Annotated in this window: 18 protein-coding genes; 7 read left to right on the top strand and 11 right to left on the bottom strand. The window is 65.0% G+C overall.

The window, feature by feature from the left end:
- Positions 1-3 precede the first annotated feature (3 nt).
- Genes KF857_07900 through KF857_07890 form a run of 3 tightly spaced genes read left to right on the top strand, consistent with a single transcriptional unit; the run spans position 4 to position 3,378 of the window.
- A complete protein-coding gene (locus KF857_07900) occupies positions 4-897 on the top strand; it encodes a phosphoribosylaminoimidazolesuccinocarboxamide synthase (protein ID MBX3111918.1) in 894 nt (297 codons plus the stop codon).
- On the top strand, positions 881-2,131 hold the full coding sequence (locus KF857_07895; protein ID MBX3111917.1) for a hypothetical protein: 1,251 nt from the start codon (positions 881-883) through the stop codon (positions 2,129-2,131). The genes KF857_07900 and KF857_07895 overlap by 17 nt, the downstream gene beginning before the upstream one ends.
- 50 nt (positions 2,132-2,181) lie before the next feature.
- Positions 2,182-3,378, top strand: a complete 1,197-nt coding sequence (locus KF857_07890) for a tyrosine--tRNA ligase (GenBank protein MBX3111916.1) — start codon at positions 2,182-2,184, stop codon at positions 3,376-3,378.
- Positions 3,379-3,429: 51 nt separating this feature from the next.
- Here the strand turns inward: KF857_07890 and rplA are convergent, their stop codons facing one another.
- Entirely contained in the window at positions 3,430-4,143 is a 714-nt protein-coding gene (gene rplA / locus KF857_07885) for a 50S ribosomal protein L1 (protein ID MBX3111915.1), read from the bottom strand.
- A 241-nt stretch (positions 4,144-4,384) separates the two neighbouring features.
- Here rplA and KF857_07880 point away from each other — a divergent pair, with 241 nt between their 5' ends.
- Both KF857_07880 and KF857_07875 read left to right on the top strand, forming a co-directional pair.
- The gene (locus KF857_07880) at positions 4,385-5,554 is read left to right on the top strand and encodes a saccharopine dehydrogenase NADP-binding domain-containing protein (GenBank protein MBX3111914.1); all 1,170 of its coding nucleotides are present in this window, start codon (positions 4,385-4,387) and stop codon (positions 5,552-5,554) included.
- Between the two features lie 71 nt (positions 5,555-5,625).
- Positions 5,626-7,107, top strand: a complete 1,482-nt coding sequence (locus KF857_07875; GenBank protein MBX3111913.1) for a serine hydrolase — start codon at positions 5,626-5,628, stop codon at positions 7,105-7,107.
- Between the two features lie 53 nt (positions 7,108-7,160).
- Here the strand turns inward: KF857_07875 and KF857_07870 are convergent, their stop codons facing one another.
- The 3 genes from KF857_07870 to KF857_07860 form a co-directional block, all read right to left on the bottom strand.
- Positions 7,161-7,418 (bottom strand): hypothetical protein, encoded by a 258-nt coding sequence (locus KF857_07870; protein ID MBX3111912.1) that lies wholly within the window; start codon positions 7,416-7,418, stop codon positions 7,161-7,163.
- Complete coding sequence (locus KF857_07865; GenBank protein ID MBX3111911.1) at positions 7,418-8,302, bottom strand: prepilin-type N-terminal cleavage/methylation domain-containing protein; 885 nt, start codon at positions 8,300-8,302, stop codon at positions 7,418-7,420. The genes KF857_07870 and KF857_07865 overlap by 1 nt, the downstream gene beginning before the upstream one ends.
- A 143-nt stretch (positions 8,303-8,445) precedes the next feature.
- Positions 8,446-8,838, bottom strand: coding sequence for a cytidine deaminase (locus KF857_07860; protein ID MBX3111910.1), 393 nt, complete (start codon positions 8,836-8,838; stop codon positions 8,446-8,448).
- A 71-nt stretch (positions 8,839-8,909) separates the two neighbouring features.
- Between KF857_07860 and lepA the strand changes: the two genes are divergently transcribed.
- Complete coding sequence (gene lepA / locus KF857_07855; protein MBX3111909.1) at positions 8,910-10,706, top strand: translation elongation factor 4; 1,797 nt, start codon at positions 8,910-8,912, stop codon at positions 10,704-10,706.
- Between the two features lie 144 nt (positions 10,707-10,850).
- On the opposite strand, the gene KF857_07850 is transcribed toward lepA, so the two are convergent.
- The 6 genes from KF857_07850 to KF857_07825 all read right to left on the bottom strand — a co-directional run bounded on the left by KF857_07850 (position 10,851) and on the right by KF857_07825 (position 20,768).
- Complete coding sequence (locus tag KF857_07850) at positions 10,851-11,978, bottom strand: DNA cytosine methyltransferase (GenBank protein ID MBX3111908.1); 1,128 nt, start codon at positions 11,976-11,978, stop codon at positions 10,851-10,853.
- Positions 11,979-12,085: 107 nt separating this feature from the next.
- A complete protein-coding gene (locus KF857_07845) occupies positions 12,086-12,319 on the bottom strand; it encodes a DUF1232 domain-containing protein (GenBank protein ID MBX3111907.1) in 234 nt (77 codons plus the stop codon).
- Between the two features lie 56 nt (positions 12,320-12,375).
- A complete protein-coding gene (locus tag KF857_07840) occupies positions 12,376-14,739 on the bottom strand; it encodes an alpha-L-rhamnosidase N-terminal domain-containing protein (GenBank protein MBX3111906.1) in 2,364 nt (787 codons plus the stop codon).
- Positions 14,739-15,617 (bottom strand): hypothetical protein, encoded by an 879-nt coding sequence (locus KF857_07835; GenBank protein MBX3111905.1) that lies wholly within the window; start codon positions 15,615-15,617, stop codon positions 14,739-14,741. Before KF857_07835 ends, KF857_07840 begins: the two co-directional genes overlap by 1 nt.
- 10 nt (positions 15,618-15,627) lie before the next feature.
- Positions 15,628-17,907, bottom strand: a complete 2,280-nt coding sequence (locus tag KF857_07830) for a UvrD-helicase domain-containing protein (GenBank protein MBX3111904.1) — start codon at positions 17,905-17,907, stop codon at positions 15,628-15,630.
- Positions 17,904-20,768 (bottom strand): hypothetical protein, encoded by a 2,865-nt coding sequence (locus KF857_07825; protein MBX3111903.1) that lies wholly within the window; start codon positions 20,766-20,768, stop codon positions 17,904-17,906. The genes KF857_07830 and KF857_07825 overlap by 4 nt, the downstream gene beginning before the upstream one ends.
- Positions 20,769-20,782: 14 nt before the next feature.
- Here KF857_07825 and KF857_07820 point away from each other — a divergent pair, with 14 nt between their 5' ends.
- Positions 20,783-21,379, top strand: a complete 597-nt coding sequence (locus tag KF857_07820; protein MBX3111902.1) for a hypothetical protein — start codon at positions 20,783-20,785, stop codon at positions 21,377-21,379.
- Here the strand turns inward: KF857_07820 and KF857_07815 are convergent.
- Positions 21,357-22,118, bottom strand: coding sequence for a DUF1698 domain-containing protein (locus tag KF857_07815; GenBank protein ID MBX3111901.1), 762 nt, complete (start codon positions 22,116-22,118; stop codon positions 21,357-21,359). The genes KF857_07820 and KF857_07815 overlap by 23 nt on opposite strands.
- Positions 22,119-22,173 lie beyond the last annotated feature (55 nt).

Raw genomic sequence — 22,173 nt, 5'->3', positions numbered from 1 at the left:
ACGATGTCCCCGGCCTTGCTTGAGTCCCGCTTGCCCGACTTGCCGCCCCCTCGGCGCGGCAAGGTCCGTGAGGTTTACGACCTCGGGTCGGAGTTGCTTATTGTCGCGACCGACCGGATCAGCGCCTTTGACGTCGTCATGGCGACGGGCGTACCCGACAAGGGCCGGATCCTCAACCAGATGAGCGCCTACTGGTTTGACCGGCTCGGCCATCTCTGCCCCCACCACGTCGTCTCGGCGGCCGACGCCGAGGTCTCCGCGCGGGTCGGGGTACGCCCCGAACTGGCCGGAAGGTGTACGGTGGCGCGCAAAGCCAAGCCGCTTGCGATCGAGTGCGTCGCCCGCGGGTACCTGGCGGGAAGCTGGGCCAAGGAGTACCGCACCGGGGCCCGACGCCTGTACGGAGTCGACCTGCCCGACGGACTTGTCGAGGGCGACCGGCTACCCCAGGCCGTGTTCACCCCGGCGACGAAGGCCGAAGAAGGGCACGACATGAACATCAGCTTTGACGAGGCGGCCGACATCGTCGGCAGGGAAGTCGCCGACCAGGTACGGGGCTGGACGATGGAACTTTTTGCCGCCGCGTCCGACCATGCCCGTTCGGTCGGCCTGATCCTTGCTGACACAAAGTTTGAGTTCGGTCTGACCGACGACGGCGTGATTTGGATCGACGAGGCGCTGACGCCAGACTCCAGCCGGTTCTGGCTGGCCGAGGAGCACAGGCCCGGGGGCCCCCAGCTGGGCTTTGACAAGCAGTACGTCCGGGACTATCTAGAGTCGACCGGTTGGGACAAGACTCCTCCCGGGCCGGCGCTTCCCGACGACGTGATCACCAACACCCGCGCCAAGTACCTTGAGGCGTTCCGCCGGGTCACCGGGCATGATCTGGCTGTATAACCTGCTCCTCACGTTCCTCTCGCCCCTGTGGGTGCCGTGGATGCTCTGGCGGACTTCGCGCCGGAAGGAGCCGGTGGATTGGAAGCAGCGGTCGGGCGAATATCAGCTGACGTTGCGCGAGGGTTCGGAGCGGGTCTGGCTCCACGCGGTTTCGGTAGGCGAGGTGATCGCGGCCAAGCCGGTCCTTGCTGAGCTTAGGCGGCTGAGGCCAGACATCGAGGTCTTGGTCAGTGTCACGACGTCCTCGGGGCACAAGACGGCGACGGACGGACTCCAGGGACTCGCCGACCATGTCGTCTACTTCCCCATGGACGTCATGCGGTTTGTCGTCGCCGCGGTCCACCGGTTCAAGCCTCGCGTCGTCGCGGTCATGGAGACCGAGTTGTGGCTCAACTTCCTCTGGGCGTCGCGCAACGTCGGGGCGCGGACCATGGTGCTCAACGGGCGCATCAGTGACCGGGCCTACCGGCTGGACCGGCTGGCGAAGCCGTACTTCAAGGCACTCTTCGGCGAGGTGGACCAGGTGATGGCCCAAAGCGAGGCGGACGCCGGGCGGTTCCGTTCCTTGGGGGCTGCCGACGTCGTGGTCGTCGGGAACTGCAAGTTCGACGAGGCCATCGGCGGTCTGGACGCCGACCCGGTGACATGGAAGGCGACGCTCGGCATACCGGCCGAGGCGCAGGTCGTCGTGGTCGGATCGACCCGTGGTGAGGACGAAGAGCGCCTCGTGGTGGAGGCGTTGGCCGACCATCGGCTGGGGCAGGTCTGGGTCGTGCATGCGCCGAGGCATCTGGAGCGGGTCCCCGACCTAGCCTCGTCCGTCGCGTCCAGGCTCGGGTCTGTGGCCTTACGGAGCAAGGGAGAGTCGGGCCGGTACCTGCTCCTCGACACCTATGGTGAGCTGGCTTCGGTTTATTCTCTGGCGGACGTCGTCGTGATCGGCGGCGGGTTCGGCGATTACGGCGGCCAAAACATCATCCAGCCCCTGGCACACGGCAAGCCCGTGCTGCACGGGCCGCACATGCAGAACTTCCGGGACGTCGCCCGGCTGGCCGGGGAGACCGGATCCTCGCGGGTCTGCGCCGACGCGGCGTCCTTGGCCGAGGCCCTTGTCGAGATTCTCGCCGACACTGCCTTGAGACTCCAGATGGGCCAGTCCGCCCGGGATTTGGTCAGGGCAAACGCCGGGGCGGCGGCAAGGTACGCCAAGGCCGTCGCGGAGGCCCTCGGTTAAGGGGTGGTCAGGTTCGCCGCGGGCGGGCCGCCGGTACAATCCATGCTCGGATGACGATTGACGAGCAGCTGGCCTTCCTACGACGGGGGACCACCGAGATTTACAACGAAGCGGACCTGCGCAAGAAGCTCGCTTCGGGCAAACCGTTGCGCGTCAAACTGGGCGTCGACCCGACAGCGGCGCATGTCACCTTGGGCTGGGCGGTCGTCTTGCGCAAGCTCCGCGACTTTCAGCGTCTTGGGCACACGGCATGCTTGGTCATCGGCGATTTCACCGCGATGATCGGTGACCCGAGCGGCAAGAGCAAGACACGCAAGCAACTGAGCCGCGAGGAAGTGCAGGCCAACGTGGACGCGGTCAGCCAGCAGTTCTACAAGATCCTTGACCCGGCCAAGACCGAGATCAGCTACAACAAGGACTGGCTCGGCGCGATGACCTTTGAGGACGTCATCCGCCTGTGCGCCCGTACGACCGTGGCGCGGATCATGGAGCGCGACGACTTCTCCAAGCGCTGGGAGGCGCACCAGCCGATCGCGATGCACGAGATCATGTACCCCCTGTGCCAGGGTATGGACTCCGTCGAACTGAAAGCGGACATCGAACTGGGCGGCAACGACCAGATGTTCAACAACCTCGTCGGTCGGACGCTGATGGAGCAGTACGGCATGGAGCCGCAGGTCGTCATGCTGTGCCCGCTTCTCGTCGGCACGGACGGCAAAGAGAAGATGTCGCAGTCGCTGGGCAATTACATCAGCGTCGTCGAAACGCCGCGCGAGATGTTCGGCAAGACGATGTCGATCCCCGACGACCTGATCGAGAACTGGTTCGAACTGTGCACCGACGTGCCGATGGACGAGGTGAGGAGAATGCTGGGCGAAGGGAAGAACCCGCGGGACGCCAAGGTGCGCCTGGCCAAGGAGATCGTCACCCTCTACCACACCGCCGAAGCGGCCGACGAGGAGGAGCGGTACTTTGTCGAGACGTTCAGCAAGCGTCATCAGCCTATCGAGGCCGAGCCGGCGGCTATCCCTCCCGAACTCTCCGTCGACGGGGCGGTGCCTTTGGCCAACCTCATCGCCGCGCTCGGGCTCGCCAAGTCGAACGGCGCGGCCCGGGACGTGATCAAGCAAGGGGGCGTGTCCCTCGACGGGGTGAAGCACGTCGACCCCTTCGGCAAAGTCGCTGTCGCTGACCTCAAGGGCAAGGTGCTGAAAGTCGGCAAGCACCAGTTCCGGCAGCTGGTCTAAGACAAAGAAACAGGCCCCTCCCGGTTGGGGAGGGGCCTGTGGTAATTGGGCTCAGTGGCCGGCCGACTTTGATGCCAGGGCTTGGTCGATTTTGACTCCGGGCCCCATCGTGCTGGAGAGCGTCACGCTCTGGAGGTAGCGGCCCTTCGATGACGACGGCTTGGCTTTCACGAGGGCGTCGATCGCGGTGTTGACGTTGTCCAAGAGTTGCTCGTCGGTGAAGTTGACGCGGCCGACCGGCATGTTGACGACGCCAGCCTTGTCCACGCGGTACTCGACGCGGGCGGCCGACTTGATCTCCTTCACGGCGTCACCGATGGCGTCGGTGACGGTGCCGTTCTTCTTGTTCGGCGTCTTGGGGCCGAGGACGCGGCCGATTTTGCCGATCTGGGGGGCCATGTCGCTGGTGGCGAGGACGACGTCGAAGTCCTTGAACCCGTCTTGGATCTTCTTGATCAAGTCTTCGTCTCCGACGTGGTCGGCTCCGGCGGCGGTCGCCTCCCGGGCCAAATCGCCCTTGGCGAGGACGGCCACGGTCTGCTTGCGGCCCGTGCCATGGGGCAGGCTCGTCGTGCCGCGGACGTTTTGGTCGCCCTTTCGGGGGTCGACGCCGAGCTTCACCGAGAGATCGACGCCCTCGACAAACTTGGCGGACGCGGCGCCCTTGACGGCGGCGATGGCTTCGGCGACGTCATGGAACTTGGTCAGGTCCACCTTTTGGACGGCGGCGGCGAAGCGTTGGGAGACTTTGGTTTTCTTGCGGATGTTCTGGCGCACGTGTCACCTCGGTGGTCTGCGGCAGGATGTCACCTGCCTCCCACTCAAGGGCGCAGGATACCTCTGGTCATCATTGGATGGCCGGACAATTGAGGTCAGGTCCCGGTTCTTTAGTCCGGCTGACAGTGGCCCGACAATGCTAGAGGCCGGTAATCTGGCTCAGCCGACTGGGGGGAGGCGGCGGGCAATGACGCCCACCCCCGACAGTCGCTAGGAGACCCCCCCAGGTATGCAAAACACTTTCGCGATCCTCGGCTCGGGCATGCAGGGAACTGCTGCCGCATATGACCTCGCCCAGTTCGCCGATCCGGCGGCCGTGCTGATGGGTGACGCCGACATCGAGAGCGCCACACGGGCCGCCGACCGCGTCAACAAGCTGGTCGGGCGCCAGGTCTGCGAGCCGGTCAAGGTCGACGCGCTTGACCGCGCCTCGCTCCGGGCTTTTCTGGACCGGGCCGACATCGTCCTCAGTTGCGTCCCCTACTGGATGCACCCGCAGATCGCCGAGGTGGCGATCGAGTCCATGACCGACATGGTGGACCTAGGTGGCAACACCGATATCACCCAGAAAACCCTCGCCATGGACGAAAGGGCGAAGGAAGCGGGGGTCACCCTTGTCCCCGACACCGGCCTGGCGCCGGGTTTGGTCAACAACATCGGCCTCTATCTCATCGAGTCGATGGACCATTGCGACTCGGTAAAGCTGTACTGCGGTGTCCTCCCCCAGAACCCCAAACCCCCGTTCAACTATAAGCTGACCTTCAACGTCGAAGGTTTGGTCACCGAGTACGACTACGAGGCGGTCGCCCTCCGCGACGGCCAGATCACGATGATCCCCACCCTGACCGAGGTGGAGAGCCTGCACGTCGAGCCTCTTGGCGAGATGGAGGCGTTCGTCACGAGCGGTGGCACGTCCACCGCGCCGTACACCCTCCAAGGCCAAGTGAAGAACTATGAGTACAAGACGATCCGGTTCCCGGGCCACGCCCACCTCATGAAAATCTTCAAGGACTTCGGCTTTTGGAACGAGGGACAGGTCGATGTCAAGGGCACGTCGGTTTGTCCGAAAGACGTCTTCAACGCGGTGTTCGGGCCCAAGCTCGCCCAGTTTGTGGACAAGGACATGTGCGCCGTCCGGGGAGTCGGACACGGCACGAAAGGCGGTAAAGCAACCTCAGTCCAGGTCGACATCTTCGACCGGCAGGACGAGGCGACGGGTTTCACCAGCATGGAGCGGCTGACGGGCTTCTCGACCTCGATCATCGCCCAAGAAGTCGTCGCCGGAAACGTCGCCAAGGGTGCGGTCCCGTACGAGAAGGCGATGGGGGGCCATGCCTTCATCGACCAACTCCGCCGACGCGGGATCGGGGTCAAAACCCAGCAGACCGTCCACGACTGACGCTATGCCGCCGTCTTCCCCATCGCCGACAGGGCGGTGGGGAAGACGGTTGTCCAGGTACATATGACCTGATGAAGGTCGCCGCCGCCGCAATAGCTGTCTTGCCCGTGATCGCCTCCGCCCAACCCCTCCCCCGAAGCAAACCCGAGGCACAAGGCGTCTCGTCCCGCGCCCTCGTCGACCTGGTCGACACATTTGAGGCCAAGATCGACCACCTCCATAGCCTGATGGTGGTCCGCCACGGCCATGTTGTGGCCGAGGGATGGTGGAAGCCGTACGCGGCCGACAAGCCGCACATGCTGTTCTCCTTGAGCAAGAGCTTCACGTCAACGGCGGTCGGCATGCTCCAGACCGAGGGGAAGTTGAGCATCAACGACCGTCTTGTCCAATACTTCCCCGAGGCCAAGAGCACCGACCCGGCCAACCAAATCAACGAAATGCGCCTGCGCGACATGCTGTGCATGTCCACGGGACAAAGTGAGGCGGACATCGACCGGTTCCCCTTCGGGGGCGGGCGCCCAAGCGTCGCGTTTTTGGGCACGAAAGTCGGCCACAAGCCGGGCACGCTGTGGCACTACAACACGCCGGCGACCTACATGCTCTCCTACGTCGCCCAGAAGACGAGCGGCCAGACCCTGGCCGACTACCTCATGCCCCGGCTCTTCGAGCCATTGGGTATCGCCAAGCCGCAATGGGACCAGAGCGACGAGAAGGTGGACTGGGGCGGCTTCGGGCTCAACCTCCGCACCGAGGACGTCGCCAAGATGGGGCAGATGTTGCTCCGGAGGGGCGAGTACGGTGGCAAACGCCTGGTGCCGGCCGCCTGGGTCGACCTGGCGACCAGTAAGCAGGCCAGCAACGGGAGTGACCCGGACAGCGACTGGAGCCAAGGATACGGGTTCCAGTTTTGGCGCTGCCGCCACGGCGCATACCGGGGCGACGGGGCGTTTTGTCAGTTCATGGTCGTGATGCCCGAGCAAGACTGCGTCGTCGCCATCACCAGCGGGTCGAACGACTACCAAGGCGTTCTGAATGTCTTGTGGGACAAGCTCTTGCCAGAATTGCGACCCGCACCACTCCCTGACGACGCAGAGGGTGACGCCCGTTTGGCGGAGAAGATGAAGTCGCTGGTGCTCCCACCCGTCATCGCGTCGGCCCGCCCCGCCGACGGCCTTCCCTTTGGCAAGGAGTTCCGATTCGCCAAGAACGACTGGGGCTTGAGCGGGATCACTCTCATGTCGGGCGGGCGCGGGCCCTGGCTGTCGGTCGAGATGACGGGCGCGAAGCTGGCCTGGAACCCCCACAGTGGCACCTGGACGGACGGCGGAGAGATTCTGGGGCGGACCCACCCGAACATGGGTGACGGGGCCAAGCACATCTCGGTCTCGGGCGGCTGGACGGCCCCGCAGGTGATGCAAGTGAAGGTCTGCTACGACACCACGCCGTTTGTGGACACCTGGACGCTCGACTTCACCGGCGGGACGTTGAAGGCGACACTCCAGCATAACGTGGCCTTCGGTCCGACCAACCCGGCCGTCATCCCACTGAAATGACGACGGACGCCGGCCTCGTCAGAGGCCGGCGTCCGCTATTGGGCCAGTTATGCCTAGTTTCCGGCGAGCGCGTCACCGCCCGCCACGTCGATTTTGCCCTTGCCAGTGTTTTCGGTCGGGGCGGCTCCGCCACCCTTCATGTTCTCGACCTCTTGGTCGCGCATGGACTTGGTTCCGGGCGGGAGTTTGACGACATGGTCGACTTCCATGCGTTCTCCGCTGGTCGCAAAGTTGTACGCGCCAAAGGCGGCCAGACCCACCGCGACGACTGCCGCGACGATCGCCAACACTTTCTTGGTCTGCTCAGTCATCAGCTCTTGTAGGCGGCGTCCGTGTGGATCAGGTTCCGCTTGAACAGGGCCTTGGCGTTGTCGGGGTCAGTCGCCCACATGGGGTCCATGATCGCGCTCCGCTTCATCGCCTTGGCGTGGCCGTCGGCGAACGACCAGTTCGTCGTTCCGCTGTAGGCACCCATTGACATGCCGTCGAGAGCGTCGCACCACACACCGGGGATGAGGACGACCTTCGGCCACGTCGGCTGGCCGTTGGCCAACTGCGACGGCTCGAACGCGTATTCGCGCTGGTCGTTGCGGTGCTGCATCAGGCCGTTCCAGTAGGTCCAGCTGATGTAGTCCGGCACCATCCAGATGGTCTGGGAGACGTCGCCGATGGCGGACGAGTTCTTCGATCCTGACCAGCTGGCGTTGAAACCGCCGCCTGCCGGGGTGCTGTCCCAGCCCGCGATGCCGTAGGCCTGGGGTCGCGAACCGTTGGACGGGCCGTTGTAGGTGAAGACGTAGCTGACCACGCCTCCAGTCGCCCGCTCGTTGCCGTAGCCCGTGACGCTGGAGTCGCAGCGGGCCATGGAGTCGTTCGGAGACTTCCAGATCTGCTTGTTCTTCACATACGGCTTCAGCATGATGTGGCCGCTGTTGACCTGTTCGCAGTCGACGTCGGCGGCCGAACCGCCGCAGTTCCAATTCGCTCGGCTGTTGCGGAGCATGGGGAAGACGTCGTCGTAGTCGCCCAAATAGATCTGGGTGGCCGTGTTCAACTGCTTCAGGTTAGAAAGGTCGGAGGTGCGCTTGGCCGCTTCCTTAGCCTGGGCGAAGACGGGGAAAAGAATAGCTGCGAGGATCGCGATGATGGCGATGACCACGAGCAACTCGATCAGGGTGAACCCTCGGGATTTCATATGCATGGCTCCAATGCGGCCACGGAAAGTGGTTCCGGCGGCCCAACCTATGGTACAGAAGCAACATCAGGCTCAATTTGACATCTGAATGAAATTTCGCTGAGAGCGAAAAAACAAAACAACATTTGCCATTGCGCTTGCAACTAGTCCAGCACAAATGCGAAGGGAAGTAGGTCTTTGGTGTCCAGGTCCATGACGTCGGTCGAGTCGCACGCACAGACCACCCTCGCGCCTTTACCGAACTCCATCATCACCTGCCGGCACGCCCCGCAGGGCGTCGTGACCTCTTGGGTCGGGGTGTAGACCGCCATGGCGACGAGACGCCGCCCTCCCGCGGCGACCATGGCAAAGACGGCGTTGCGCTCGGCGCAGACACTGAGCCCGTACGAGGCGTTCTCGACGTTGCACCCGACGTGGACGCGTCCGTGCTCGTCGAGGGCCGCCGCCCCGACCCGGAACCTGCTGTACGGCGCATAGGCGGCTTGGCTGGCGGCCTTGGCCGCCTCGACAAGTGCTCTCACCTCCTCCTGGCCCATGCGCCCGAGTCTACTTCCCGGCCCCTTGCCCCCGGGCACCGGTACAATCCGGTCGCGTTTCCGGCCCGTCTATGGACCAGTCCCACATCCGCAACTTTTGCATCATCGCCCACATCGACCACGGGAAGAGCACCCTTGCGGACCGCATCCTCGAGGCGACCGGGGCTGTCCGGGGCACCGCCCAGGAGCAGAGCCTCGACACCATGGAGCTGGAACGCGAGCGCGGCATCACGATCAAGATGACGGCCGTCCGGCTCAGCTACAAAGCCCGGGACGGACAGACCTACCAGTTCAACCTGATCGACACTCCGGGGCACGTGGACTTCACCTACGAAGTCAGCCGGGCACTTTATGCTTGTGAGGGAGCCCTCCTCCTTGTCGACGCCACCCAAGGTGTGGAAGCCCAGACCATCGCCAACGCCAGCATGGCGATGAACCAGAACTTGGTGATCATCCCGGTGGTCAACAAGATGGACCTCCCCCACGCCGACCTGACGATGGCCCAAGAGGAGATCGAGAACGCCCTCGCCCTAGACGCCACCGACGCCATTCCCTGCAGCGCCAAGACCGGGCTCGGTATCGAGGACATCCTTGAGGCGATCGTCCAGCGTGTGCCGCCTCCTTCGGGGGAGCCCGCGAGCCCGTTGCGCGCCCTGATCTTCGACTCGCATTTCGACAGCTACCAGGGTGCCGTCGCCTACTGCCGTGTCCGTGACGGACAGGTCAGGCCGGGCGACAAGATCAAGATGATGAGCACCGGCAAGGTGTTCCAGGTCGATGAAGTCGGGGTCTTCCGCCCCTCCCTGGAGCGGGGCCAGACCCTGGAGTGCGGCGAGGTAGGGTTTGTCACCGGGGCGATCAAGAACATCGGCGACGCCTCCGTCGGCGACACGATCACCCTTGCCGACCGCCCTGCCGTCGAGCCGCTGCCGGGTTACCGCAAAGCCAAGCCCATGGTCTATTGCGGCCTCTATCCGACCGACGCCGACGACTACCAGGACTTGCGCGACGCGATCGAAAAGCTCCAGATCAACGACGCCTCGCTTGATTTTGAACCGGAGACTTCGGCCGCCCTCGGCTTTGGTTTCCGTTGCGGGTTCCTTGGTCTGCTCCACATGGACATCGCGCGCGAGCGGCTGGAGCGTGAGTTCGACCTCGACCTTATCCTCACCGCCCCGTCCGTCGATTACCTGGTCCACCGGACGAACGGCGTCACCGAGCACATCAGCAACCCCAGCGAGATGCCCCAGCCCCACGAACTGGACTCCATCGAGGAGCCGACCGTCGACGCCACCGTCATGGTGCCGAACGAGTACGTGGGCACGGTCATGACTTTGTGCCAGGACCGCCGCGGCACGTATGTCCGCACCGAATACCCCTCGCCCAAGCGCGCGATCCTCTACTACAAGTTGCCGCTCGGTGAGATCCTCCTCGACTTCTTCGACAAGCTCAAGTCATCGACCAAAGGCTACGCCTCGTTTGACTACGAACTGAGCGGCTACGAGGCGAGCGACCTCGTCAAGGTCGACATCATGCTCAACGGCGACATCGTCGACGCCCTCTCCTTCATCGTCAACCGGCAGTTCGCCTACGTGCGCGGCAAGGCGATCGTGGAACAACTCCGCAAGGTCGTCCCCCGCCAGCAGTTCGAAGTCCGCATCCAGGCCGCCATCGGGGCCAAGGTCATCTCGGCCGACTCGATCAAGCCGTTCCGGAAGAACGTCATCGCCAAGTGCTACGGCGGCGACGTCTCGCGCAAGCGGAAGCTGCTGGAAAAGCAGAAGAAGGGGAAGAAGCGGATGAAGAACATCGGTTCGATCGAGGTGCCTCAGGAGGCGTTCCTGAGCGTCCTGAAGGTCGCCGAGTGAGGATTAGCGGACCCGGCCTCTGACGGAAGGGGCCGCATCCAGACCTGCGACCTCAGTTCAAGGGACAAAGCCCCTTTGAGGCGTCTGGAATCTGCCGGATGATGACCGCCGTCATCTCCTGTTCTGGACAGATCTCCGGTGCGTTCAAGCCCCCGGGGCCATGCCCGCCCACGTCTGGTCGCACGTGCCCATATACCGGCTCGTCCGTGCCTCGGCCCGCCGGACGGTCGGCCGAAGGACATGCTCGCCGATGACGCGGCCGAAATCGACCGGCACCGCGTTCCCGATCTGCCTGTACTGTTCAGCCAGTGGCCCGGAGAACACCCAGTCGTCGGGAAAGGTCTGGACACGGGCGTACTCGCGGACGCTCAGCGGCCTCAGGGCGGTGGGGTGGCCGAGCAGGGTCGCGGGCATCGTCGGGCAGGTCGTCAGGGTCGGTGACGGCTCGTCCCAGGCGAGGCGGCGGTAGAAACCGACGCGACCTCCTGTGGCTGTCAGCGCGCCGCCCATGGCTTCGGGCCAGTCTTCGGAAGGTAAGTCGCGCCAGTTCTGCCCGGGCCCGAGGAACGGCAGGAAAATACGTTGCTTCGCGCGCAACGGGGCCCATGGGCCTGGCGAGTCCAGACCGGCGAGGGCGTCACGGAGACTGACCGGCGCCGGCTGGCGCGGGCCGCCGTGGGTCGGCACCAGGTGGGGCACACGGTGCTCACGGTCGGCGACCAAGACCACACGCTCCCTGACCTGGGGCACGCCAAACCGCGAGACGTCGTAGAGGTCAAAGCTGACGTGGTATCCCGCCGCCGAGAGTTTGTCAAGGACAAGCCGCAACGCCCCGCCGGCACGGTGCTCGTCCTGGGCCGCCAGGCCGTCACGTTGGGCGTGGGGGACGTGGGTGAGCGGGGCGCTGAGGAGTCCCCTGACATTCTCGATGACGATCGTCCGGGGCTCCAATGCGGTGGCCAAGTCGACGAAGTGCAGGAAGACGTTGCCCCGCGCGTCGTTCAACCCCTGGCGGCGCCCGGCGGTCGAGAACGCTTGGCACGGGGGCCCACCGACAACCGCGTCGACCCGGCGAAAGCCTAGCCGACGGCGCAAGGCCCCGGGGTCAAGGTGGCGGACGTCGCCTTCGACCAAGGGCAGACGCGGGCGGTTTGCCCGAGCGGTCGCCAGGCAGTGGCGGTCGAGTTCGTTGGCCCCAAGGCATTCCCAGCCTGCACGTTCCAGGCCAAGGTCAAGCCCCAGAGCTCCGCTGAAGAAGCTGAGGTAGCGCATCGTCCCTGATTGTCTCGGCCGTCCTGGCCTCGCCTTCACCAGTTGTGCACTGGGGAAAACTCTTGTGATTCTACTTGAGCCTGCCGCCTTTTGGCGCGTCTGCCCGATCAGCGGACGGTGCGCGACTCCACGGGGACCGGCTGTCGCCTCGGCGACCGACGGTAGCGACGCCACAGCGCCCACGCGGTCAGGGCGAGCGAGACGGGCACGACGAACGCGTCGTCGACCCACCCGAGCACGGGGACGACGTCGGGGATGAGGTCGACCGGCGACGCACCGTAGGCGAGGCCGGCCAGCACGGGCAGGAGCGACATCCAGGGGAACGACCCGCGGTTCTTCACACCACTCTTGACGACAACGGCAGCCCCGGGTTGCATCAGGCCCAAGGCGGGCCGTGCTAGTCCAAGCCAATGGAGACGGTCTGCTTTTCGCCGGGTAGGAGCTCGGCTGGGCCGGAGCGAAGGGTGCCTCGGAGACCAGACGGGGCAAGGATCTCTGCTCGGCCTGTGTCACCGTCTCGCCATGCCCGGATGTGCAGAGGATGGTCGCCAAGGTGCAGGGTGCCCTCCCAATGCGCCAATCCCCCGAGACGCGGCCTGATCGAATACGCCCCCTCGTGCAGCCTTGGCTCAAGGCCAAAGAGGCCCCAGACGACCGCCGCGAGGGGAGCGACCGCGCAATGGCTCATGAGCGCGGTGGTGCCCTCCTTGGCGTCCCAGAACTCTTGGACGGTGCCGTTCTTCCGGACGCTCACCATCGTCCCCCACTCGTCGGTGATTTCCCGGAAGAGCTTGGCCAACGACCCTTGGGCAGCGCGCACACGGTAAGGCCAGTACCGGTTCGCCGGATAGCTCTCACCGAGGAGCGGCGACTTTTCTTCAAGCACACGCAGCGCCTCTTTGTCGTCGCGGAGAAGACAGACGGTCGAGAGGCTCCGGTCGTCAAGGCGGCCGTTGTCCGTCTCCGTCGGTGGGCGCGCCCACACCAGCCCCGCGTGGCCGTACCGCCGCTCCACGCTCCGGACAATCTCATTCGACCACTTGGTCAAGTCACGCTCAAATGTCGCCCCGACAATGCCTTGAACGGCGGCCAACTCACGCAAGGCGTGGGCCAGATAGAGGTTGAGCGCGGCGGTCCGGTCGTCTTGCCGTTGGAAGGCCAGGTGGTCGATCCAGACTGTGCAACCGCTGATCCCGGACGCCGGCAACAGTCCATCCTTGTCCACGTGGCGCAAGCAGAACCGGAGGAACTCAGCAACCGCAGGCCAGTTCTCCTTCAGCGGCGTGGCATCGCCCGCTTCAACTAAATGGTTGACATGGTCGAGGAGGAACCCGATACTGTGGTCGACGATCGGACCCCAGTAGGAGAGTCCCATCTCCTTCTGCCATAGGCGGTTGAGCCGGTCGACGGCCGGCCAACTGTCACACCACACGCCGGACGACAGTTGGCCGAGGACGAAGGTGCGCAGAAATCGGGCGGACGGTCGGGAGTCGCCGAACATCAGCCGTGCGACATGCAGTTGGTGGCTGCAGTCACCGGAGTATTGCTGCCGCTCCCGCCCCATCCCGTCGACGACATTGTCTTGACACGAGTTGCGGACGGTCTGGAGGTCGGCGTCAATGACCCTCTGGAGCGCCGGATCGGAAACGGTGATGTCGGGCCGGTGCCGGAACGGCAGGGTGCGAGACCGCAACGCCACACCGTTCACCTTGACTTCGCCCTGGTTGGCGTGGACGTGTACCTGGATGAACTTGGCGGCCTCGTAATCTAAGGGTTCCAGGACGTTTCGGCCCTCGGCGCAGATGAACCTCGACCAACTGAAGATTTGGGTGTCCAGGAGGGTTTGCCCCGGCGCTTTGCTTTCGTGACAGATCACTTCGACCACAGTCCCAGCCGGGGCGGAGAGGTCGAGGACGGGGAAGCCGACCTTCTCCGTACCGATGTCAAACGTCATGGCGACAGACTCACCGTCTGGTTGATGAGGGGCGACAGACACCACCGGGATTGGTGAGGCCGTGTAGATTCCTGGTGTGCGGAAGTCAAACCAGTCGTCGACGGGGCCGTCCCACTTCAGCGAGAAACTCTCCACGTGGCGCGCAGGGACTAGCTCCTCGGCCATCATCGGCACGGAGCGGGCGCGAAGTGTGCTCACGGAAGCGTCAATGATCCATGTGTCGTTCTGGTAGTCCAGGTAGGACGAACTGACGGGGCTCCGCGCGCCGCCGCAGTCAATCAGGCGGGCGTCACGCCAGCCATGTTCATCGAAGTCAGACTCGAGCCAACCAGTCGGTGAACGACGGAGGTCGTGCACCTCTTGCCAAGCACGGAGGTACGAACGGCGGTGCTGTCCGGGAGGACGGCCACGGTCAACGACGCATTTCCAGGTCGTGTCGGTGACGACTGGGAGGTCATCCACCAAAAGGTGAAGAATGAATCCAGGTTTGCCGAAAGGCCATGTGCCCTCGCCCTGGCCGAAGTGGACGACCTCAGCCCCGATTACGTTCGTACCTGTCCGCAGGAGACCAGTGAGGTCGAGCGGGTCGGCCTCCAGACGGCGTGGGTCGCCCGGCGACGGCCCCCATTGGACGCGCTTGCCGTTGACCCACAGGCGGTACCGGCTGTCGGCGCACACCCAACCTTTCGCGGTGACCGGCACGGCAGGGAGTTCGATCACCTTGCGGAACAGGACGACCGTGTTCGGAAGTGTCCGTTCGCTGGGCCACCATATCCACTGCGCCGGGGAAAGGTCGAGGTCGGCCATCAAGTGACGGGGTCTGGGGAGGGGGCTAGTCGGCCGGCCGCCGCGACGACGTCGTGCCAACGCGCCTGAAGGTCGGCGAGGATCGGAGAGCGCCGGCGGGCCTGGGCGCACCGGTCGAGGTCGACGGGGGCGAGCAAGGCGGCCTCACCGAGGTCGGGTGCCTGCACGATGGTCTCGCCGTCGGGATCGACGACCATGCTTCCGCCCACCAGGCCCTTGCCGCCTTCAAAGCCGACAAGCATGGACACGGCGACGTAGCACCCGTGCTCCACCGCCATGGACGTCGCCATCGTCTCGTAGCGCAGCACGTTGGCCGGGCGGGAGGCGGAAAAGCCGCGGGCGGGGGTCGCCGCGTGGACGAGGAGGAGGTCGCAACCGGCCACGGCGAGCAGGGCCGGCATCACGGAGTGCCACATGTCCTCGCAGATGAGGAGGCCGACCCGACCGAACCGGGTGTCCACGACCCCGAGTTCGTTGCCCCAGGTCACAAAACGAGTCTCGTCGAACACGTGGTAGGTAGGGGGAAAGAACTTGCGGTAGACGGTGAGGAGCCGGTCGCCCTCGGGGCCAAGCGTCAGGTAGGCCGCGCTATTGGCCGACTTGGTGTCGGTGGCTTCATAGAAGCCCAGGGCGACGTCGATTTGTCGGTCGAGCGGGCCGACTGCGGCAGAGACCCGCTCCAGCAGGGTCTCCCGCCCCAGGGCCAGTTCGTCCACTCCCGCTTCCAGGAAGTAACCGGTCAACGAGGCCTCGGGGAAGACGACGAGCCCGGCCCCTTCGGACGACGCTTGGCGGACCGCAGCCCCCAACCGGTCGATGTTGCCGGCGAGGTCGCCCTTCAGTGGGCAGAATTGGACGACGGCCAGGTCGAAGGCCATGGCCGCGAGTCTACTCGCCCTCGTCCGCCGTGGTCCGCAAGATGACGCCAGGCCATGTCTTGGTCCCCACGTTGAGATGGAGGTAAAGCTCGGGTGTCAGCCCGTTGGACGCGCCGGTCTGCAAGGTGATGTAGGCACGCAGCTTGGCCCGGGTCAAGCCGACGTAGAAGACGCGCTTCAATTCCTGCATGTTGCGCACCTTCTGCTCGTTGGCAAGCAAAGACTTGACGACGGATCGTCCGTCGCCATAGACGACGAGGCCCGACCGGGCGTCGACCAGCACGTTGCCGGGCGAAGGTTCTGTCGCATGCATGTCGGGGAGGAAAACGTGGTCGAACTCCAGCCCCTTTGCCTTATGGATCGTCATGACTTGGACGACGCCCTGGGAGTCGTCGTCGATCTCCGGCTCCGTCAGGTCGGTGTGAGAGGTCCGCAACTCCCGGATGAGATGGGCGAAGTCCACCGGGCCGACGTCCGGGGTCGAGGCCGCCATGGTCAGCAGTTTGCGCACGTTGGCCAATGCCTGGGCGCTGTCGGGCTGCCGGGCGAGGCCACGCAAGAACGGCGTTTGGGCAAAGAGGCTCGCCAGGGTCTCCCATGCGGTCGACCGGTCGACCGTCCCGGCCTGACGCTCGAACCATCCCATGAAGGTGCCTAGCTTCTCGTTCTCCTCCTCATCTTCCAATGGGTTTTGCTTGATGCTGGAGACGAGGGGCCGTCGCGCCGAGAGGAGGATCAGCGAGTCCAGTGTCAGACCTACGAACGGGGACAAGAGCACGGCCGCGACGGCGAAGTCGTTGCTGGGGTCGATCAGGGCCTCCAAGACGTTGGCGACGTCGAGGACCTCGATGTTGGTCATGAAGCCCTTGGAGCCTCCCACCACCGTCACGGGTACACCGCGTTGCCTCAGGAGTTTGGCGATCGCCGCCCCCGATTTGCCGTGGCGGGTCAAGACGGCGATGTCGCCCGGCCCGACCCCCTCCTGGACAAGGCCGCTGATGCGGTCGGCGGTCAGCTTTTCGTAGCCAGACATATGGCAGTGGAGCACCTCGACGGTGCCCTCAAAGTCCTCTTCGACGCCGCCAAGGAGTTCCTCGACCCCCAGAGACGTGTCCACTTCGGTGACGGCCTTCGGTTCGCCGGTCAACAAGGGGTACAGCTTGTCGACAAACTTGACGAGTGGGGGCGTCGACCGGTAGTTGCGGCTCAGGTCAAGGCGAGGGTGTTCCTCAAGTCGCCGGTTAAAAAGCGAGACGTCGGCCTGTCGGAAGCCGTAGATCGACTGCCGGGGGTCGCCGACGACCATCTCGCACGGGGCGTCCAGCGCGGCGAGCAGGGCATGCTGGGTCGGATTGAGGTCTTGGCCCTCGTCGACCAAGACGGCGTCGATCTGGCTCCGGACGGCCGCACCACCGTCGTGAGACTGGAGCAGGGCCAGGGCCTTGCGTTCCAAGCCGCTGTAGTCGAAGCTCTGGCGGGCTTCCATGACCGCTTCAAGTCGGTCCCATACGCGCATCGACAACTGGACGAGCCCCGCGGTCATGGCGGCGGCGTCGCGCTCCGCGGCGGCGCTGGCATCTTTATGTAGCTTGGGTCCTGTCCTCCCCTTCGCGGCGGCCAAGGCATCGATGATCTCCTGCGGCGACGCGTCGGCCGGCACCAACCCTTCGGTGAGCTCATGCAAGAAGGCGGCTTGGCGGGCAAGGACAGTCTCGGGGCTCGTGGACCATGCCCGGATGGCGTCGGGGTCGACGAGGGTCGACCTCAACTCGAGGACGGCCTGGACGCATTCGTGGAGGTGAGAGTCGAGCCTTGTCGACCGGTAGGTGCTGTCGCCTCCCACTTGGTCGACAAAGTGTTGGGCGTCGGGCAGGGACCCGATGTCGAGGCGCAACACATCGTGCAGGGCCTGCAGCCTCAGGCGATACGAGTCGGCGTCGTCAAGCACGCTAAAGTCAGGGTCCACCCCGGCGTCGATCGCTTGGGAACGAAGGATCCGCTCGCAAAAACTGTGGATGGTCTGGACCGGCCCGGTCTCGGCGGCTTGGGCTTCTTGCCGGCGGCCTTCCTCGACCAATCGGGCGACGATCCGCCGCTTCATTTCGGCGGCCGCCTTTTTCGAGAAGGTGATGGTGACGAGGCGCTCGGGGGACACACCGTCGCGGACCAGACGGACATACCTCTCGACGAGGACACGTGTTTTCCCCGAACCGGCCGCCGCCATCACGGTGAAGCGAGGGTGGTCTGCCTCGACGGCGGCCCGCTGTTCATCGTTCAGCTGGACGGTCACATAGCCTCCAAGTCGGGGTCGTTACCCAGGGCGCTGCGGCACAAGTCGGCGAAACGGCACCGCCCACAGTAGAGCCCGGGCCGTGGTTGCATAGTTCCGGCCAAGACAGTGGCAAGGCTGTCCTTCGCGGAAGCCTTGACGCCCCTGACCCAATCGTCAAGGCTCATCCGGGCGGTTGCCAACGAATCGGAATCGTCCAAGGCGACCTTGTGCAGATATTGGTTCACGGGCCGGTTCGGCCCGACGGAGCCGACGGTAAATTGGATCCGCTTGTCCGACACGCTGTCGAGTTGGACAAGTGCGGCGCGGCGATGAGAGACCATGCTCAACGCGAGCAGTTGAGCGAGGAGTTTGATCGAGGGGTCGTCTTGCCATGTCCGGTCTGAAACGGCATGGCCCGAGGTGGTCCGTACCACGGGGACGTCGTTGACCAACCCGAGGTCAGCGACCGTCTCGCCATAGAGTGTGCGGACTTCGTCGATCAAGAAGCGGCCGGTGAGGTGCTTGGTCGGCTGGGCAGGTTGCTCGACAATATCGTCGCTGTTGCGAAGGTCGAACTCCATTTCGGCCCGCTTGCGGACAAACCTCTTGCCTGCCGAAGCAAGCAGCGCCGCTTCCCAAGTTTCGAGTCGCGGATAGAGTTCGGCCAGGAGCCGTTCCAGTTCGGCATCCATGGCCGTCACCGCCGATTCCCGGTCGAGTTGGGTGTGGAGGCGGGCTCTCTCGGTGACCTTGACGAGCGCACCCAGCCCAGACCGACTGTAGGGCGATGAGAATTGCAACCGGTGGCGGGCCGCAGAACGGAAGGGGCAGGCATAGGCGTCCGCAATTTCTTGGGCCCGGACTTCCTCTTCCGGGCCGGGTCTGACCATGGCCTGGGCCCGAGGTGTCCGGACAATGGGGACGGGGCGGGCAGGAAGCGGGTCGTCAAGCCAGGTCCGCAGGTCAAGGTCACCAGGGCTGACGCACAGGGAGGGGCGTGGCGCGTAGTGCCCTCGGCGGACCTGCGTCTCGGGAAGGCCACCCAGACACCGCCGCACTTCGTCCAGGTAAAGGGTCGGCACGTTGTCGCGGTTGTCGTCGCTGAGCGGGTAGCTGAAGAGAAGCTGCTTGGAAGCCGAGGCGCAGACACGGACAAACTCGTCGCGTTCCGCGGCGGCGGCGACTGAGGAGTCTTCAAGCCAGGCGCCAGTTTTCTCGCGCAACCACGCCCGGTCGGCGTCCGAGAGCACGGGGTCGTTCCGCCGGCGGCGTGGCAGCGAACCTTCCACCATGCCGACGACGGCGAGGGCGTCGAAGTCACGAAGGTGCGACGTGGACGAGAACAGGGTGACGGTCTGGCCCATGTTCGAGTCGCGGGGGTCGTGGAACTTGACGACGACCGTCTCGGTCTCCCATATCCTGCGACAGAGGAAGAGAAACTCCCGGAACGCCATCGGTCGGGTGTAGTGTCCGGCCCGGTCGATCAATGACCTTTGGAGGACGAGTTGGGCGTTCCTGTCGCGCTGAGCCCCGTCGTGGTCGTCATGCAGTTGCTCGGCTAGACCGCAGTCACTGACAAGTTCCACCAGGCCGGACGTCCACTCCGCAAGGGGCACCTCGTCATCGTGGTGGTCGTGACGCCACTCCGCAAGAGGGGCAAGCCAGGGCCAAGGCGACGTCTTTGATTGCGGTTGGTCGTAGAGCGAGTCCCACCCTTGGCCGGGGCGCTCGGCATGGCAGGAGCGAAGCAGGGTCCAGAGATCACTCCGCGTGCCGGTGCCCTCGGAGAAATAGGAGCTGCTGGCCAGGTGACCGAGCTCACGCACGTCGGCCGACCCAAGGGCTTGGAGTGTCCGCAAGACAATGCGGGCGAACCCACTGGTGAGGAGGGGTGCCGAGATCGTGGCGGCCAACGGTAGACCGAGACGCTGTGACGAGGCCAGCAGAAGGGGGCCGTATGACTGGGTGTCGCGGGCGAAGATGCCGATGCGGTGAGGAAGGACGCCGTCCTTGCCGGCTTGGAGGCACCACCGCACGACTTCCTCGCACTCCGTCAGGATGTCCGGTGCGACCAAGAGGGCCGCCTCGGGCCGCCCTTCCTCCGCCGTGCCCTGAAAGAGCTGGTCGTGCCAGGCGGGCGGCAGTTGGTCTGGCACATCGAGCCCGAGCCGGTCGGCAAGGCTCTGCGACCGACCGAAGAGCGATCCTCTCGGCCGCTCCCGGGCGACGGTCACCGCTATTCCGCGCCCGGCCAGCCACTGAAGGAAGCGTTCGGCAAGGACGTCGGCCCGCCCGTCGGAGACGAGGACGAGCAGGCGCCTGAACGAGCACGGGAACTGCGCCTGGACGTCGCATTCCAGGCATGTTTCGATCCGGTCGGCCAGCGTCTCCCGGCCTGCTTGGGCAAGTCCCGCCTCATACTCCTTGGCAACCCAAGCCAGGGCCTCTAGCCGTCGGATTTGGGCCGGGTCCGTCGCTTCGGCAGCTGATTCGACCAGCCGGGCCGCGCTGATGCCGGCATGGCGGAGTTCGGCCATGCGCTCCACGAGTGTCGTCGCCGTGCCGATGTGCCCGGCCGAGCCGGCAAGCCAAGAATCCTTGGGCACCCGGGCCAGCACGGCCTCCATCAGGGCCTGCCTCTGGCCTGACGTCGCCTGACGTCGTTCCGGTAACCCCAGCATCCGGGCCACCTTGGCGACAAGTTCGCCAAATGACTCGATGCCGATCTCATCGTCGAGACCGGCGTTCCGGACTGAGTAGAGGAGGCTGTCGTCAAAGGAGGTGACGAAGCTCCCTGGCTTGGCATGCAGGTGCACGGCATGTGCCCATCCGGCCCCGCCCGGGCCGACGATGACACCGTGAAGCCGGACATCTGCCATAGTCACCTTCGATTATGCCGTTGCCCGACGGCCCGCTTTGGACTCGCCGACGGCAACTGGCCGCCAACGGCCTGCCTCTTGGCGTGTTGCTGGCGGGTGCGGCTTGGGCGGCCCACCGCCATCGGGACGGCGCGACACTGGCCGAGTCGTTGTGGGCGGCGGGAGCCGGGGTCTTCGCCGCGTGGGTCACCACTGGCCTGTTCGGACTGTGGGACAACGGCACACTCAAAGGTGAGATGGGCCGCCGATGGCATGAGGCCCATGGCTTCGAACGGTCAGAAAAGTACTTTGTCGGGTGCGCACGGCCCGCCTACCGTGGCGTCCTTGACCCGCATGAAGACGTCGGCTGGCTCGTCCTTTCCGACGACAGGGTCGAGTTCTTTGGCTCCGCCATGAAGCTGGGACTGGACAAGGCGTCCGTCACTCGGGTCGCCAGGCGGGCCAACCCCCATACATGGCTGGGCCTGGGCGGTTGGGTCTCGATCGAGGGCCAGGTCGACAGCGCCGAGTTCCGGTTACTCGTCGAGCCCCGCGAGGCGAGGACGCTCTGGGGCAACATTCTCGTTGCCCGGAGACTGACCCGACGCCTCAAGGAATGGCTGGCGACTTGACCCCGTGGGCAAACCCGCGGCAGTGGGCGGCCTCCCGAGGGTCGTCGGCCAACTTCCACACGTCGATGTCCTGGAAGCCCGCTGACAGCATCATCATCCCCAGGCAGGCCTGGGTCGGTGCCCACCAGTTCGTGTGGTTCTGGCCCAGTTCGTCGCCTGGATAGAACTCCATGACGACTTGTCGGCCCGGGTAGCCGTGGCCAAAGCCCCCGTTGTAGGGGCTGAAGTCGTCGAGGATGTGCGTCTCCACAAAGAGGTCACCGGTGCACACCGTGCTGACGAGGTCGAGGGCGAGGAGGGGGTACCGCAGGTGGTAGAGCGTGCCGAAAAAGAAGACCACGTCGAACAGGCCGTGCACGGCAGGGTCCAAGTTGTAGACGCTGGTTTCGATCCGCTTGCACTGGGCTTCGGTGTAGCCGAGAGCCGACCGGCACAAGTCGAATGTCTCCCAGGCGGCGCGGTCTCGTTGGTCTAGGTGGCCCAAGTAGTCGCTGAAATCGTCAATGGCGACAACTTCGGCGGCCCCGCGCTTCAGGGCTTCGAACGTCCAGTAGCCGTCCCACGCCCCGATGTCGAGGACGCGTTTGCCGGTCAGGTCGGCGGGAACCTTGTAGGCCTCGGGGACGAGCGGCGCCCAGCCTGGTGTCACGACTCCCCCGGGGAGTTCGATCTTGTGGTACCAGAACGGGAACGATTCGACCCGCGTCAGCAGGTCGTCAAGGTGGGGTGCGGCGCTCATCGGTACGTCCTGGTGAAATTGTCGGGTCGCTGGCGAAGAATCCCGAGCCGACCGA

Source organism: Fimbriimonadaceae bacterium (assembly GCA_019638795.1).
Lineage (GTDB): Bacteria > Armatimonadota > Fimbriimonadia > Fimbriimonadales > Fimbriimonadaceae > JAHBTB01.
This window is presented reverse-complemented; position numbering and strand designations above follow the sequence as displayed.

What these genes read in the sequence shown, in the direction of transcription:
- KF857_07850 (MBX3111908.1), bottom strand. Translation starts at nt 11,978, where the DNA reads ATGCGCTACCTCAGCTTCTTCAGCGGAGCTCTGGGGCTTGACCTTGGC.
- KF857_07880 (MBX3111914.1), top strand. Translation starts at nt 4,385, where the DNA reads ATGCAAAACACTTTCGCGATCCTCGGCTCGGGCATGCAGGGAACTGCT.
- KF857_07820 (MBX3111902.1), top strand. Translation starts at nt 20,783, where the DNA reads ATGCCGTTGCCCGACGGCCCGCTTTGGACTCGCCGACGGCAACTGGCC.
- KF857_07890 (MBX3111916.1), top strand. Translation starts at nt 2,182, where the DNA reads ATGACGATTGACGAGCAGCTGGCCTTCCTACGACGGGGGACCACCGAG.
- KF857_07815 (MBX3111901.1), bottom strand. Translation starts at nt 22,118, where the DNA reads ATGAGCGCCGCACCCCACCTTGACGACCTGCTGACGCGGGTCGAATCG.
- KF857_07860 (MBX3111910.1), bottom strand. Translation starts at nt 8,838, where the DNA reads ATGGGCCAGGAGGAGGTGAGAGCACTTGTCGAGGCGGCCAAGGCCGCC.
- KF857_07835 (MBX3111905.1), bottom strand. Translation starts at nt 15,617, where the DNA reads ATGGCCTTCGACCTGGCCGTCGTCCAATTCTGCCCACTGAAGGGCGAC.
- KF857_07865 (MBX3111911.1), bottom strand. Translation starts at nt 8,302, where the DNA reads ATGAAATCCCGAGGGTTCACCCTGATCGAGTTGCTCGTGGTCATCGCC.
- KF857_07825 (MBX3111903.1), bottom strand. Translation starts at nt 20,768, where the DNA reads ATGGCAGATGTCCGGCTTCACGGTGTCATCGTCGGCCCGGGCGGGGCC.
- lepA (MBX3111909.1), top strand. Translation starts at nt 8,910, where the DNA reads ATGGACCAGTCCCACATCCGCAACTTTTGCATCATCGCCCACATCGAC.
- KF857_07900 (MBX3111918.1), top strand. Translation starts at nt 4, where the DNA reads ATGTCCCCGGCCTTGCTTGAGTCCCGCTTGCCCGACTTGCCGCCCCCT.
- KF857_07870 (MBX3111912.1), bottom strand. Translation starts at nt 7,418, where the DNA reads ATGACTGAGCAGACCAAGAAAGTGTTGGCGATCGTCGCGGCAGTCGTC.
- KF857_07875 (MBX3111913.1), top strand. Translation starts at nt 5,626, where the DNA reads ATGAAGGTCGCCGCCGCCGCAATAGCTGTCTTGCCCGTGATCGCCTCC.
- KF857_07895 (MBX3111917.1), top strand. Translation starts at nt 881, where the DNA reads ATGATCTGGCTGTATAACCTGCTCCTCACGTTCCTCTCGCCCCTGTGG.
- KF857_07840 (MBX3111906.1), bottom strand. Translation starts at nt 14,739, where the DNA reads ATGGCCGACCTCGACCTTTCCCCGGCGCAGTGGATATGGTGGCCCAGC.